This window comes from Pontibacter sp. 13R65 (assembly GCF_047525655.1).
In the GTDB taxonomy this organism is placed as follows: Bacteria; Bacteroidota; Bacteroidia; order Cytophagales; family Hymenobacteraceae; genus Pontibacter.
On the sequence record NZ_JBLIQL010000023.1, the window covers coordinates 38497 to 54132 of the forward strand.

The following is a 15636-nucleotide window of genomic DNA, read 5'->3' on the forward strand; positions in this document are numbered from 1 at the left end:
TCTTTAAACTCCATTTTATGCAGTGCAAGAATGAAGTTTATGCATGCTCTGAATTACTGATTCATAATTTTTAATTTCTAATTAACACACGTGTCTTCTTTTAGAATCCTCACTACTTATTCCCCCTGGCTTATATTAGTCTGTGTGGCGGCTGGCGTTTTGTATGCCTGGCTGCTCTACAGCAAGCGTACGCCCTGGTCCAGAAACCTGAACTACGCGCTCGCCTTTTTGCGGTTTGCCGTAGTTAGTTTTTTGTGCTTTCTGCTGTTGGGGCCACTGGTGCGCTATTTTAAGAACACCACGCTGCAGCCTACCATTGTATTTGCGGTAGATAATTCCAGCTCCGTTACCCTCTTTTCTGATACTTCCCAGCTACAACAAACCCAGCAGGGCCTGCAGCAGCTTATGACCAGGCTGCAAGATAATGGCTATAACACCCAAATCAGGACACTAGAAACTGGAGAACAGGCCCAAACTCTAACCGATATTCGGTTTAAACAAGAGGCCACCAACCTGAGTCAGCTGCTCCGGCAGGCTCAAAATGAGCAGGAGCGCGAAAATCTCGCAGGCGTAATCCTGCTCTCTGATGGCATTGTGAACCAAGGTACCTCTCCTACTTACTCCAACTACAATTTCACCATCTATCCCATTGCTGTTGGCGATACCGTGCCAAAGAAGGATATAATCCTGGCCTCCCTGCGCTACAACAAAGTAAACTATAGCGGCAACAAATTCCCGATTGAGGCCGAGCTGCAGCACGAAGGCTTTGGCGGCTCCTCTGCCACAGTCCTGCTAAAAGAAAACGGAAAGGTGCTCGAAAGAAAACAGGTAACACTACAAGCCAATAGAGCGCTACAGGTAGTGCCGTTTTCGGTCCTGGCCGGCGGGCTTGGCAAAAAGCACTACGAAGTAGAAATTCAGCCTTTGCAAGGAGAGTTTACTACCCTCAACAACACCAAGCATGCTTACATAGATGTTGTGAAAGGTAAAATCAAGATACTTGTTGCGGCGGCCTCTCCCCACCCCGACATCAAGGCGATAAGGGCAGCTATAGAATCGAACGAGAACTACGAAACGGAGCTCTTTCTGCCAGGAGTGAACACACTGAAGCAGCAGGAATACGATGTAGCGGTGCTGCACCAGCTCCCCTCCAGAACGGCAGGAGGCGAAGCTGTGCTCAACCTGGTGCGCCAGAAACAAATGCCAGCCTTGTACATAATTGGTCCGCAAAGTGATATTTCGGCTTTTAATCGCTTAAACATGGGCCTCTCTATTGGCGGCTCCGGCGATAGCGATGAGGTAACCAGTGCCCTCAACCCGAACTTCAGCACGTTTAAACTGGCGACAGAGGCAACGGAGCGCCTGCAGCAGTACCCACCTGCAACAGTACCTTATGCCGAATTTGAGCTTTCTAAAAACGCTGAAACAGTACTTTACCAACAAGTGGGGCGGGTGCGCACCAACAGGCCGCTGCTGGTTGTACAAAATGCCAACGACCAGCGCAACGCCACCCTCCTTGCCTCCGGAACCTGGCAATGGCGCCTGGCAGAGGCATCGGCACATGAAAAACCTGAAGTGTACGATAAGCTGATTACGAACCTGGTACAGCTCCTCACCGCCCCCCGCAACAAGAAACGCTTGAATGTATTTCCGGCTCGCGACGAATATTCCAGCGCAGACGAAATTTACTTTGAGGCGGAAGCTTATAACCAGGCGCTTGAGCCTATTTACGGCCAAAATATCAGTCTTAAAATTACAGACGAAGAAGATAACACCAGGTCATTTACATTTGCCAACGGCGAAAACCAGGCGGGTGTAAACATCGGCTCTTTGCCTGGAGGCCGCTACACCTATGCGGCAAGCGCTACTATAGGCGGGCAGCTACAGCAAGATAAAGGTGAGTTTGTGGTTGAGGAGTTGCAGCTGGAAGCGCTTAACGCGGTGGCCGACCATAACCTGCTCTTTCAGCTAGGCAATAACACCGGCTCACGCCTCTACTACCCCACACAGCTCCAGCAACTGGAAGAAGATATCCTCAAGGCCGATCACAAAAACCTGATCTACAGCTCCGAATCGTTCAACGACTTAGTAGACATGAAATGGATTTTCTTTGTGATTCTGGCCCTGGTTTGTGCGGAGTGGTTTGTGCGGAAATATAACGGCAGTTACTAATAGGTTCAAGCCTGTTCTACTACCACTAAAGGTAAGTAGAACAGGCTTGAACCCAGGCTTTATGTCATCCACCCTGCATGTATCGTTTCCTACCAAAAAAATATTGCCCATCTTAGCAACTGCTGGCCCCTTGTTCATGTACTTCCCCTAATCCAATAGCAATCATACCATTACAGTTACACTAACTACCATTTATTTGTATATAAATTTGCAATTCATATTTTAATTTGCAAACTTAAATGCTGAAGCAGTGCAAAAGGAAGCCCTTCATCTTTAAATCTCACAGGTTTTCCTGAGTTACACGGCAAAGTACACAAGATAAGCTGATGAAATTTCTCGTTACAGCAGCAAATCACCTGTTTTAGCTGCTGCTGCTGCTAGTTTAGTGCAAGCAAGAGTTGCCTGAGAAACAACTGAGTATTTAAGGGTAAGGTAATGAATGAACTGGAAATCTGGGAAAATTTTAAGCAAGGGAGTGAGCATGATTATTCTATACTTTATCGTAAGTATGCGCCCATCTTATTTAAATATGGCTGTAAAATAACTCAGGACAGAGATCTAATTAAAGATAGTGTGCAGCAGGTCTTTTTCAGAATCTGGAAAAGCAGAGAAAGTATAAGCACGCCATTAAGTGTAAAGAACTACCTGTTAAAAGCGCTTCGTTGCGAGGTAGTAAAAAAGTTAACAGACAAAAACACCTGCGTTTCCTTACCTGATGATTACCATTACCATTTAACTGATTCTTACGAATCGGACCTGATTCATAGCCAGACAGCCGAACAACTGCAGGAAAAATTTAAAAAACTGCTCTCGCAGCTACCAGACAGGCAGCGTGAAGTAATATTTCTGAAGTATTTTACGAATTTGAGCTACCCGGAAATAGCCGGCATTATGGGCATAGAGCAGGAGTCAGTGTATAAGCTCACTTACAAGGCACTGGATAAATTGCAGCAACTCTTTCTAAAAGTATCCTTGGTGCTAGGCTTTTTACTATTATTGTGATACACTTATAAATCTCGCCTTTTCCCTTCCCCCAGGTAAACTTAATAATTTTAGTAGTTTCTAGATGCCTGTTCCTACCACAGGCATTGCACTCTCTCCCATAGCACCCTTACTAAAAACGATGCGCTCCTCAACTTGGAAGTTGATTAAACAACATTATACGATCGAGTAAAAACCAGGAAATACTTATGATGTTTTAACTACAAGCTTGTCAAGAGAAATCCGATATTAGCATGCACAGTATTTAAGCTGTTAAGGAACTATCTAATATAAATAGCAGCTAAATTATTCTAATGAAACTAGCCTTCCAGAGGTATTTTCAAGAAAAAAGACTGAGGGCAATAAGCGCACTTCCCCCAGTCGATTTTAGTTTTCAATGCTCAGCAGTTGTAGAACAAGCCTCCTGATGGCACCAAAAGATAATGTCTGCTCTATTGAATTACTGGCTGCAAAGTCTTTGCACCTACGATTCAAAAAAAATTAAATATTTTTTTCAGTTAGGAGGGATAAATATAGGCTACCCTGACTATTACCATTAAAGCGAACGTTAGTTAGCATCCAACTTACTTCCGAGCATATAGCATGAATTATTTAAACTATGGTGCAGCAGATTTTGCAGCAGATTATTTTTTCATTCGTTGGGTCAACGAAGGCACAGCTGAGCAAAATACCTTTTGGTCAGATTGGCTAGAGGAGCACCCTGAAAAGTATGAAACCATACTGGAAGCCCGCAAGCTAGTAACTCTATTGTCTCAGGATGAAGATGACATGCAGGATGCTGAACTGGAAACGATCTGGACTAAACTAAAGCAGGCACGAAACGAATATGCAGCACAACAGGCCACAGAAGCTAGGATCATACCCTTTCAGCCATGGACTAGTACATTTAGACTTGTAGCTGCCGCTGCTATTGGCTTATTGATTTGCATGGTTGGCTTTTTGCTTTATAATTCAGGCGAGCCCTCCACCATCGAGTATGCTACAAACTTTGGCGAAAGGCGAACTATTTACCTGCCAGATAGCTCCATGGTAGTACTAAATGCTAATTCAAAAATTACGATTCCTGCTGATTGGCAAACAGATAAACCGCGGGAAGTGGACCTTATCGGGGAAGCGTACTTTTCAGTTACCCACCAGGTAAATAACCAAAAATTTTTGGTTCATACGCAAAATGGGCTGCAGGTAGAAGTATTGGGTACAGAGTTTAGTGTATCCGACAAAAAAGGGAAAGAGCGCGTTGTTTTAGCATCAGGCAAAGTCAGGCTTAACATAGGACGTGGCAATTCTCAGGAGCACTTGATCATGAAACCGGGAGAAATGGTTGAGGTTTCTAATAAGCTTCAAAAAGCAACTGTAAAAGAAGTGCGGCCAGAAATTTACACCTCCTGGAAAGACAACAAACTTATATTAGACAATACCTCCCTAGGCGAAATTGCCACCATGTTGGAAGAAGACTATGGCTATGCCGTGATATTTGAAGACAAATCAATAATGAACCAAAGAATGACAGCTTTCCTAAACGAGAGTAGCATGAGCAATATTTTGGTGGCAATTTCAGAGACTTTTGATGTTAAGATCCAGAAAGAAAGACAAAGAATAATCATTAAATCTATACCTAAATAATAAGATACCTATGCGAGATAAATCTACAAAATGGCTAGGCCCATGCGCTCTGACCCTGGCACTTCTGTGTCTTGGTTTTCCTGGTTCGGGCCAAAATAATTTTGGTTCGAATGCAAAATTTGCCTCGGCAACCAGCTTTGCTTCAGCACAAAGTCCCTCCAAGGTAACTGTACAAGATGTATTACTCGAAGTCAGGAGAGTTTATGGTATCCAACTATCCTACAAGTCGGATGTGGTGCAGAACTTGCAGTCTAAGGCAAATGTATCGTTCAACAAAGAGGAGTCGGTAGAGTCCATTTTATTAAAGGTGCTAAAACCAAATGGACTGACATTTAAGAGGGTAAAGGATGTATACATTATTGTGAAAGAGGATAACCAAAACCCTTTTCAGAGTCATAACCTGCAAGCCATAGACTTTCTATTGGCTAGAGAAGCTTCTATTCAGGAGCAAGTAGTAACCGGTAAGGTGCTGGACGAAAAGGGAGTAGGCATGCCAGGAGTAACAGTTGTACTAAAAGGAACATCAAAGGGCACCGCTACCAATTCCGATGGATTCTACTCTTTAAGTGTTCCGGATGCAACCGGTACACTTGTCATTTCTTTTATTGGTTACCAGCTTCAGGAGGTGCCCATTAATAAGAGAGCAAGCATAAATATTAACCTGGTCCCAAACAGCACTGCTCTTGACGAGGTAGTAGTGATTGGGTATGGCGAAGTAAAAAAGCGGGATCTAACTGGATCTGTGGCTTCAGTTAAAGGAGAAGAGCTTACCAAATTTCCGGTAACCACGGTAGTGGAGGCACTGCAGGGCAAAGTACCCGGCGCTGATATAACCCGCAGCAACGGTTACGCAGGACAAGGTCCGAGCATCAGAATTAGAGGAAACAGGTCTATTGGTAACCCAGGCAGCTCCAACCGGCCTCTTTACATTGTAGATGGCGTTCAGGGTGTCGATGTCTCTGTCATTAACCCGAACGATATTGAGTCTATCGATGTACTAAAAGATGCTTCTTCCACCGCTATTTACGGATCAAGAGGTGCGAACGGTGTTATAATTATCACCACCAAAAGAGGTGTGTCCGACAAACCAAAGTTTACTTTTAATTCTTATGCCGGTGTATCAGAGGTAGCGGGCTATGGCAAGTATATGACGGGCCCAGAATATGTGGCTTTTAGAAGAGAGGCTTATAGAGCGGCTGGTAATTGGAACAGCCCTGAAGACGACAGCAAAATATTTAATGCTCCCCTGCTGGCCGCCATTGAAAACCAGGAATATACCAGTTGGCCCGAGCTTCTTATAAACAACGGCTATCAGCAGGACTACCAGCTAGGCATATCAGGTGGCTCAGAAAAAACAAAAGTATATTTTTCTGGCAATTACTTTAACGAAAAAGGAATTCTCAAAAACGATGAATTTAAACGCTACACAGGTAGGCTGAATGTAGACCAAACCATCAATAACTGGTTGAAAGTAGGAATTCAGACTCAGCTGGCCTATACCGATAATGACCGTAGACGAGATCCGTTTAATGTTGCCTCTAAAGTGGCACCACTCGGTTCTCCCTATAACGAAGACGGTAGTTTAAATTTTCTTCCCGGGCATGGCAATGAAGTAAACCCACTTGCCGATGAGCAGCCTGGAGCCTGGAAAAGAAACGTGCAAGGCATTACAGGTTCCATGTCTTCTTACCTGGAAATAAGACCAATAAAAGATTTGAGTTTCCGCTCAAGTTTTGCTGCTACACTTTCTGACAGCGACCAGGGCCATTTTAACTCCAAATATACCATAGATGGCAAAGGTGCTAATTCCCGATCGGAAATAACCACCTCTAAAAATCGCTTTATCAGCTGGGAAAACGTGTTGAATTATACTAAAGACATTAAGGATCATACTATCTCAGTTACCGGTATTGCTAGTAACATATCGAGTATGAGCATTTCCAGTTATGCCGGTGGAAACAATCAGCTACTGGAAAGTCAGGAATATTTTAACTTGACCGGTGCAGCCCAAAACATGTATTTAGGCAGCAATTATACACAGCATAACCTGATCTCTTTTGCAGGAAGACTGAACTACAGCTGGAAAGGCAAATACCTCCTCACCCTGACCGGCAGAAGCGATGGTTCTTCGAAACTCGGACCAGGTAACAAGTGGGCGTTTTTTCCTTCGGCTGCGGTGGGTTGGAGAATCAGTGACGAAAGCTTTATGCGGGGCCAGGAGCTGGTAAATGATCTTAAACTTAGAGCAAGTTATGGTGTATCGGGTAACGACGTAATAAACCCCTATGCCACTCAGAACTCCCTTACCCAAATTCAATTCTCTTACGACGATGCCAATCCTGCTATGGCCTATGGACTAAATCCTACCATTGGCAACCCTAATCTAAGGTGGGAGCTTACCACAACTGCTAACTTTGGACTCGATTTCGGCATCCTAACCAACAGAATAACTGGCTCTATAGACTATTACGACGCTCTTACCAGCGATCTTATTTTTCCCTTGTCTTTACCGCTTTCTACCGGGGTAGCCACAGTAAACCAGAACATTGGCAAAACCAGAAACAAGGGTGTTGAACTAGCGATTACAACCCACAACATTACAACCAAAAACTTTTCCTGGTCATCTAACTTCACCTTCTTTAAAAACAAAGAAGAGATTGTGGAGCTGCCCAATGGCAATGTAATAGATAATGATTACCGCCGATCCTTAATCAAGGGGCAGCCTGCCCAGATTTACTTTGACTACAAAAAGATAGGCATCTGGCAACTTGGTGAGGAAGCAGAGGCAGCTCAGTTTGGTGCTAAGCCTGGAGAAATAAAAATAGCAGATTTATCTGGTCCGGATGGGGTGCCGGATGGCAAAATCACAGCCGACGACAAAACCATAATTGGCACTACAGTACCTAAGTGGAGTGGTGGCCTGAATAACAATTTCAAATTCAAAGGTTTTGACCTGAATGTTTACCTCTTCGCCAGAGTAGGCCAATGGGCATCTTCTGATTATTATGGTAAATACAGAAGAAACGGGCAAAACAACAACCCTCGGGTGGACTATTGGACTCCAGAAAACCCGACCAATGCCTTTCCGAGCCCGCATGCCACCGCGGCATACAACTTTATTACTACTACCACTCTTTACGAATCATCATATGTAAAGCTCCGCAACGCCACCCTGGGTTACACCATTCCTAACGCCATTACCAGCAAGTTCAAATTAGAGAATGTGCGCATCTACATATCTGGCAGAAACCTGTTCGCCATTAGCGACTTTAAAGACTTTGACCCTGAGAGCGAAGGTATTACAGACCAACCTTTGAACAGACTGTATGTAGGCGGATTAAATCTTACTTTTTAATACCAAAACTTGAGCAACATGAAAAAATATATATTTAGGGCCATACCCATACTTTTAGCAGCCTCTCTGTTTGCTTCCTGTGAAAAACAGCTTGAAGAATACAACCCTAGTGGCATAACAGCAGAAAGTGTATACACAACCCCCGCCGGAATAGAAACGGCTGTAAATGCCGCCTATACCTATCAGCGGGAACTCTACGGCAAATTAGAAGGCCACGGGCTTTTAGAAGTAGGAACTGACATCTGGACCATTGCAGCCAATGCGCAGGAGCCGCAATTGGCAACATACCAAAATTTGTTATCTGACCAAACCTGGATCAGGTCTAAAATGTGGCAGCAATGTTATGCCGCTATAAACTTAACAAACACGGCCCTTAGTTACCTAAATACTGTTGGGCTCCCTGCCACACGTAAAGCTGTACTGGAAGGAGAACTACGCTTTTTAAGGGCCTGGTATTACTGGCATTTAACAGAAACTTTTGGCGATACCCATTTTTCGTTAGAGCCAACAAAAGGAATTGTCACTACTGCTAACCGCACACCTGCCGCCCAAATTTATGAGCAGATTTTTATTGATTTGGCTTTTGCAACAGAAAACCTTCCGGCAACCACTACTAATTATGGCAGAGTAACCAAACCAGCCGCCGAAGCATTTTCTGCCAGGGTATACTTGACCAGGGGAGAAAATCTAAAGGCGAAAGAGTATGCTGAAAAGGTAATTAAGAACTATAATTTTAGCCTATTACCTAACTATGCCGACCTATGGAGCATGAGCAATCTGCGAAACCCAGAAGTTTTGTGGGCCATTAACCACTCTACCAACCTGGCCTTGAATGCAGGCAGCAACAAAGCCGCACCACTATATGGTTTTCAATACAAAGATATGCCCGGGATGATGCAGGATCTTGCCAACGGAAGACCAGACATGCGGTACATGCCAACCCGGTTTCTGCTAAATCTATTTAACGAAGAAACAGATGCTCGTTTTGCTGGATCTTTTAAACAGGTTTGGTACGCCAACAACCCCGACCAGACAAAACGTCCTGCCGGCATGAGTATAGGCGATACTGCTATTTATATAGCCAAAAACACCGTTAGCGCAGCCAAAAGAGAGGGAAAAGTTTATTCCATATATGATATAGAGGACATCTATGCAGCTGACGGTACACCCAAAGATCGCTTTCACTATATTTCGTTGAAAAAATTCGATGATCCTACCAGACTGTCGGTAAACGAGGATCAAAGTGTGCGCGATGTTTTTTTAATCAGGCTTGCTGAAATGTACTTGATTGCCGCCGAAGCCGACATGAAGCTAGGCAACACAGCCAGTGCCATCAACTATTTGAACACTATACGTAAAAGAGCTGCCGAACCAGGTAAAGAATCTGAAATGGAAGTTACGGAAGCGCAGTTAACTTTAGACTTTATACTAGACGAACGAGCCCGTGAGTTTGCCGGCGAACAGATGCGCTGGTTCGATTTAAAAAGAACAGGCAAATTAGTGGAACGTGTAAAACTGCACAACCCCGATGCAGCACCAAATATCCAGAGCCACCACGTTCTGAGACCAATACCCTTAACAGAGCTGAACGCTGTAACAAATAAAAATGAGTTTAAGCAAAACCCTGGATATTAACTGGTTAGTCAGCCTATATCTGATACAATACTCTAGTATCAGTAGCATTCCCTAGCTTGTTTTCAATAATTTAAGCTAGCTATTCTCCAGACGAGCCGTTTTCCTGAATCAAGGACAACGGCTTGTCTGGAGTATAGGATTGCCAACAAAACAGTAATTTCACTAAAAGCAGAAAGCCCGGCACATGTGCCGGGCTTTCTGCTTTTAGTTTATTTGGTCCTGTAAATTAAGCCACTCTACTCAAGTGTTGCTTAATAGAATGAATGTGTTCTTCTGTAATGGGCTTGCTGATAAATCCTTTCACTACCGTGTGCTCCTGTGCCAACTTCTGCTCTGAAGAATCTATTGAAGAAGTCAGGATAAAAATAGAGCAGTTTTTAGAAATGGTATTCTCGTGTGGGCTCAGGGCCTGCAGAAACTGCCAACCGTTCATAGTAGGCATGTTCAGGTCAAGAAAGATAACCTCTGGCACATTGGCCTCCATGTCTTCAGAAAGAAAGTTCAACGATTCTTCCGCAGAGGAGAACGTAACAATATTCTGAGAAAATTCCTCCATACTTAAGACCGTCTCTGTCAAAAAAGAGCTAATCGGGTCATCATCTATGATAAAAGTTTTCATCGCTTTCGTTTCTAAAGTAAAATGAATAACCTGTTTCCAGGCATGATTCAAAACAACAACATAGTTGTTCATAAAAAAAGGAAACAACTACCACTTAAGTAACATTCAAATACAACCAAATAAATTTCATATACAACTATAAATATTTGACTTTCAATACTTTAATAACTTAATTTATGCACAAAAAGTAACTCAGTAAATTATTTCCTTAAGGCTAAGCTCCTACCTAAGTAACCGCCTGTAGATCAAAAAAGTGTCATTTTTATTTTTGCTGGCAGTAAATAAACTTCAAATTGTGTTAGGGATTGTTTTCTTTTGTGTTAGTCCATAAGATGTTGTAGCTGTACGAGGTAGCTTAACCACCGAGTGTCGCTGGTTTTTATATTTACATTAATGCCGCACCATTTGGTTAATAAACGCATGCCACCAACTTTACTTAATTTACTCTATTGAAATACATCATCCTGAATAAACCGTACGAAGTGCTAACCCAGTTTACAGACGAGGCTGGCAGAGCTACTTTGAAAGATTTTGTGCAGGTAGCCGGAATTTACCCGGTTGGCCGCCTCGACTACGACAGCGAAGGCCTGGTGCTACTCACCGACGACAAAGCCTTGCAGCACCGTTTGTCAGACCCCAAGTTTAAAGTCGAAAAAACGTACTGGGTGCAGGTAGAAGGGCTGCCAACAGAACAGGCGCTGACGGAGCTAAGAAAAGGAGTTTACCTTAAAAATCTTAAAACGGCACCAGCACAGGCACGGCTTCTGACGGAGGAGCCACCGATATGGGAACGCACTAAACCAATCCGCTTCAGGCAACACATTCCTACTACCTGGGTTGAAATTAAAATAAGCCAGGGCATGAACCGGCAGGTGCGCCGCATGACCGCCGCCGTTGGTTTTCCTACGCTACGCCTGATCCGGCCGGCTATAGGGCCGCTGACCATCGAGAACCTCCAGCCCGGTGAGTATCGTGAGCTAACACAGGAGGAGGTAAGCAAACTGCAGCATTTGGCAGGTGCCTCTGCCGCCCCTAAGCGCAGAAGATAAGCCTAGAGCCGCAGAAGCCCTTAGCATAAAAACCCTAAAAATGCTCCGAAAGGGCTTTTTGATTAGAAGAATTGGATTGGTTACTATCTGAGGATCAAAATAATGTTGCTGAAGTAGCTAACGCAATATCCGTTGCGCGGCTGGCAGTGCTAGTTTAGCCCATTCCAGGTGCATTTCTCTCGCATAATGCAAGCCATCTGCAGCCAAGTAAGTTGGGTCGGAGCCATGGGCGCGGGTGAGCGGTGTAATGTCTATATAAGTAACCTCTGCATTCTCACATTCCTGGCGGGCTACCTGGTTGAAAGCATCAATTTCTTCTGAAATTTGCTGCTGGTTGCGGTCATGGGCAAAGGGTGTAATGCCCCAGTCGGGTATCGAAAGCACCAGCACGTGGCCCTGCTGCTGCCGGGCTAGCTCAATTGCAGTTTGTAGCAAGCCGGCAAACTCGGTACGGTAACTCTCAAGCGGTTGCCCTCTGTACTGGTTATTGACTCCAATCAGGAGTGAGACCAGATCATACTGCTCGCTTAACGCTGCTTCTGAAATAGCGGCGGCAAGTTCAGAGGTTGTCCAGCCGGTACGGGCAATTGTTTCGGGGTTGGAAACAGCCACTCCTCTCTCTCGAAGCAATTCTGCCAATAGCACACCCCACCTATCTGCTTCAGGCACTCCCTCTCCTATGGTATAAGAGTCGCCAAGCGCTAAATAGGTAAACTCCAACTTCGAATCTGATGAGACGGCCATGATAGGTAATGTATTTTAAAATTGATTTTAGAATTAGATAACAGATTTGTTAATGGTGTAATAAACCCAGTTGCTGCACAACTCAAAGCCTTCCTGCAACTAGAATTATTCTAATGAAAATGCCCTTCCAGAGGCAATACTAGTTCTAAAAGGGCAAGGCTTGGCTTACTTACTCTCCCATGGCATAGCGTATGCCACCCCACATGTGCTGCAGAAAGAGAGGTTCAGAATAGCTTTCGGAGGTGTGGCCAAGGGCTGTATAAAAAGCTCTACCACCATCGTAGGCATGGTACCAGGCAATAGGATGGTGACTCCCGTTTTTGCCTCCCTCGTAAGAAGACTCGTCCAGATTCGCCAGCACCTGCACATCGGGGTTCATGCTTTTAAAATTGTACCACTCGTCAGTCCGCTCCCACCGGTCGGGAAGGTGGCTGGTGGACAAATGTTTTTTATCCAGCACCTCAATGGCAGCGTGCTGCGTTGCAGGATGGCTATCAAAGTAGGCGCCCACCAACTTGTTGTACCAAGGCCAGTCGAATTCGGTATCGGAGGCCGCATGTATGCCTGCAAAGCCACCACCAGCCTGTATATAACTTTCAAAAGCCTCTTGCTGCGCCTGGTTTAGTACATCGCCAGTTGTGTTCAGAAAAACCACTGCTTTATACATTTTAAGCGAATCTGCCGCAAAATAGGCGGCCTCTTCGGTGGCCGTTAGCCGCACCCCATGCTCCTGGGCCAGTGCCTGTAAAGCCTTTATGCCGGCCGGAATAGACTCATGTCGGAAACCCGCCGTTTTAGAAAAAACCAGTATAGCCTGCTGCTCCACCTGCTGCTCTTCTACCTCCTGGCAAGACGGCAGTACAGTTAAACCAAGGCATAGCCAAACAAGGCACTGAAGGTACATTGCTCTCATATCTGATGTAGTTAGGTAACAAAGTTATATTTGTGCCGGGCACAAAACCAAAAGGTAAGTAGGTCGAGCCAGTCCCCCTTTTAAACAGGCACTTGCGCAACAAAGCCTAAGTTGAGCAAAATTCTCATTAAAAACAGAAAAAATAATGTTTTGAAAGCAAGATTAAGGTCAGACAAAATCTTTTTTTATACTACTTCCGGAAAAGCATCAACTTAAATTAGCTGTTTGTTTTCAGTCCATTTTTAGCTGGGGAAGCTGGTGCAGGAGAATCAGCAGAAGTAGTGCAGGAAATTCGATTTACAGTGAAATAGCGGCACAAGGTGCTGTAACAACCCACAAGCTTGCATGTTAAAGACTCACTTAAGAAACGGAAAAATCTGTTCAAATTTGCCTGTGTGCGTTATTGCAACTTATAGGCTAACAAGTGTTATATAAAGCAACTTAACACAACACAAACAGTATACTAGCCTGAATGCAAGCTATTTACGTATTAAAAACACTCCATTATGATCACCTGGAATTACGCTGAGCCATCCGAAACCTATGTTAAGGTAACGGGAAATCTCAAAGAACATTTTGAAAACAAAGAGGGGGTACTTTCTCACCCACAAGGGCTGTTTGTCCCCCTGAACCTTTACAATACTATTATGGGTAATCTGGCGGTACAGATCTTATCTATCGCCTAACAACACTTTTTAACAACAGCACAATTTAATCTGGAAAAGAACTAGTATAACCGTATTTGTACGGTAGTAAAAATCAAGTAATAGCATCATCGCTTATCTATCTGTTAAATAGAATAATGTAGGCGAACGGAAAAAGTACTGGCCATAAGGTTATAATGCTTTTGCTCCAAATCGATAACCTCCGAAAAAGCTTTCAGAAGGTCATTTCATTAGCAGAATTGGAGCTCTGCGCTACCACAGCCTTGCAAGTTACTATGCGAACTTAGACTTGACGGCCAATTGGTTGAGCAGGGAAAGCGGCCTTTAACACCTCCATAAGCAATAATCCTAAAGTGCGTTTAACAGCAGCCAGCCAACGGCACCCGCTACCAAGCCTGCTGCTACAGTGGGCAACAGGTTTATAGACAAAATATCTTTGTAGTTTTTGAGATTAGCGATAGAGGCGGCTGCAATAATGTTAAAAAGGCAAACACCGTTTCCCATGGAGGCGCCAAAAAGCTGCATCCCCAGAATTACGGTGGGATCTAGTTGCAAAGCCTGCGCTGTGCCCAGCTGCGAAGCGCCGAATACCACATTCGATATGGTAGTGCTGCCCGTAATAAAAGTCCCGATTATACCCAGAAATGGTGAGAAAATAACGTAAGCACTGCCCATGGCACTTAAGGTATGGGCAATATTGCTTACCATAGAAGGCTGCGTAACTTCAGAATGAATCATGAGTTGCGCCACGGCAATAGAAGGAAACAGCACCAGCAAAACCTGCAACAGCTTCTGCATGCCTTCGGCCAGATACCACGACTTGGTTTTGCGGAGCAGCCCCACTCCCACGCCCACAAGAACAAACGGAATGAGCGGCGACTGCAGCAGCCGGATACCAGCCTTTAGTCCGGTACCGAACAAATCGGAAAAAGCTAACTCCCAACCCAGCACGTGCCGCAGAGGTCCAAACACTTTGGGCAGCAGGAGCAGCACCGCCAGCACCCCATACGGAAGCCAGGACTTTAAATCTATTTTTGTCTTCCCCTCCCGCAGGTACAGCACCGAGAGCACCAGCATAACCAGAGCAGCCAGCACAGTGGCCAAGTCGGGCACAAAATAGCTTAGCAGACAATAGGGTATAGCAAAAAACGAAAACATCACCAACACCTTGCCTTTGTGCTCCAGGGGCGCGTGCAGTCGCCCGAACATCCTGAAAATAAAGTACAGCACGGGCAACATAGCCACTACACCGGTTACAGCAGCCAACAGCCCAATTTGCTGCACCTGCGGCCACTCCAGGTGAAGGGGCAACTGCAGGCCGGTCAGAATAGGGGTTCCTACCGCTCCGAACATGGCAAACAGGCTGTCGAACGGCAGGACTACCGCCACCGAAAGCAGCGCATTAAAGCCCAGGGCAATCAGCAGCAAAGGCACAATAGCACCAGGTGTACCGAAACCTGCCACTCCTTCAAAAAAAGCCGTCAGGCAAATGGCCAGCAGAAAAAAGCGCACCTCCTTGGCCGGGTGCAGCTCGTCGAGCGACTGACTGATTTGCCGGATCATTCCTGTGCCCTCCATGATGTTGTACAGAAAAAGCGCCCCGAACACAATCATCAGAATGTTGAGGCTCATGAGCAACGAAATACTGATTACCCCCGCAAAATGCGGCAGCGAGGCTCCCCAGTAAAAGAAAAGCGCACTCGTAACCACCAGCCCCACCATAACTGCCTCCCGCACGCCTTTGAGCAACGAAACAACAACCAGAACAGCAACCGGTAAAAAAGACAACAAGTAAATCATAGCAGGTTTTGCTTCTGAAGGTCCGGCACAACCACATGCCAGCCATAAGACAAGAGAAA

The 15636-nt window shown here is 45.0% G+C and carries 11 protein-coding genes; 7 read left to right on the forward strand and 4 right to left on the reverse strand.

Going from position 1 to position 15636, the window contains the following annotated elements:
• Window positions 1-90 precede the first annotated feature (90 nt).
• The 5 genes from ACMA1I_RS19745 to ACMA1I_RS19765 all read left to right on the forward strand — a co-directional run bounded on the left by ACMA1I_RS19745 (window position 91) and on the right by ACMA1I_RS19765 (window position 9787).
• Window positions 91-2172, forward strand: coding sequence for a VWA domain-containing protein (locus tag ACMA1I_RS19745; protein ID WP_337070202.1), 2082 nt, complete (start codon window positions 91-93; stop codon window positions 2170-2172).
• A 435-nt stretch (window positions 2173-2607) separates the two neighbouring features.
• Window positions 2608-3174 (forward strand): sigma-70 family RNA polymerase sigma factor, encoded by a 567-nt coding sequence (locus ACMA1I_RS19750; protein ID WP_337070203.1) that lies wholly within the window; start codon window positions 2608-2610, stop codon window positions 3172-3174.
• Window positions 3175-3756: 582 nt separating this feature from the next.
• Window positions 3757-4797 carry a FecR family protein gene (locus ACMA1I_RS19755; RefSeq protein ID WP_337070204.1) on the forward strand — a complete coding sequence of 347 codons (1041 nt, stop codon included), beginning with the start codon at window positions 3757-3759 and terminating at the stop codon, window positions 4795-4797.
• A gap of 10 nt (window positions 4798-4807) precedes the next feature.
• Entirely contained in the window at window positions 4808-8152 is a 3345-nt protein-coding gene (locus tag ACMA1I_RS19760) for a SusC/RagA family TonB-linked outer membrane protein (protein WP_337070205.1), read from the forward strand.
• An 18-nt stretch (window positions 8153-8170) separates the two neighbouring features.
• Window positions 8171-9787, forward strand: a complete 1617-nt coding sequence (locus ACMA1I_RS19765; protein WP_337070206.1) for a RagB/SusD family nutrient uptake outer membrane protein — start codon at window positions 8171-8173, stop codon at window positions 9785-9787.
• Window positions 9788-10013: 226 nt separating this feature from the next.
• On the opposite strand, the gene ACMA1I_RS19770 is transcribed toward ACMA1I_RS19765, so the two are convergent.
• Window positions 10014-10406 (reverse strand): response regulator, encoded by a 393-nt coding sequence (locus ACMA1I_RS19770; RefSeq protein ID WP_337070207.1) that lies wholly within the window; start codon window positions 10404-10406, stop codon window positions 10014-10016.
• A gap of 449 nt (window positions 10407-10855) precedes the next feature.
• Between ACMA1I_RS19770 and ACMA1I_RS19775 the strand changes: the two genes are divergently transcribed.
• The gene (locus ACMA1I_RS19775) at window positions 10856-11455 is read left to right on the forward strand and encodes a pseudouridine synthase (protein ID WP_337070208.1); all 600 of its coding nucleotides are present in this window, start codon (window positions 10856-10858) and stop codon (window positions 11453-11455) included.
• A 117-nt stretch (window positions 11456-11572) separates the two neighbouring features.
• Here ACMA1I_RS19775 and ACMA1I_RS19780 read toward each other — a convergent pair whose 3' ends face one another.
• Window positions 11573-12199: an SGNH/GDSL hydrolase family protein gene (locus tag ACMA1I_RS19780; RefSeq protein ID WP_337070209.1), complete on the reverse strand. Its 627-nt coding sequence runs from the start codon at window positions 12197-12199 to the stop codon at window positions 11573-11575.
• Window positions 12200-12368: 169 nt separating this feature from the next.
• On the reverse strand, window positions 12369-13112 hold the full coding sequence (locus ACMA1I_RS19785) for a ThuA domain-containing protein (protein WP_337070210.1): 744 nt from the start codon (window positions 13110-13112) through the stop codon (window positions 12369-12371).
• A 506-nt stretch (window positions 13113-13618) separates the two neighbouring features.
• Between ACMA1I_RS19785 and ACMA1I_RS19790 the strand changes: the two genes are divergently transcribed.
• Window positions 13619-13798, forward strand: coding sequence for a hypothetical protein (locus ACMA1I_RS19790; RefSeq protein ID WP_337070211.1), 180 nt, complete (start codon window positions 13619-13621; stop codon window positions 13796-13798).
• 327 nt (window positions 13799-14125) lie between these two features.
• On the opposite strand, the gene ACMA1I_RS19795 is transcribed toward ACMA1I_RS19790, so the two are convergent.
• Window positions 14126-15577: an L-lactate permease gene (locus tag ACMA1I_RS19795; protein ID WP_337070212.1), complete on the reverse strand. Its 1452-nt coding sequence runs from the start codon at window positions 15575-15577 to the stop codon at window positions 14126-14128.
• Between the last annotated feature and the right edge of the window lie 59 nt (window positions 15578-15636).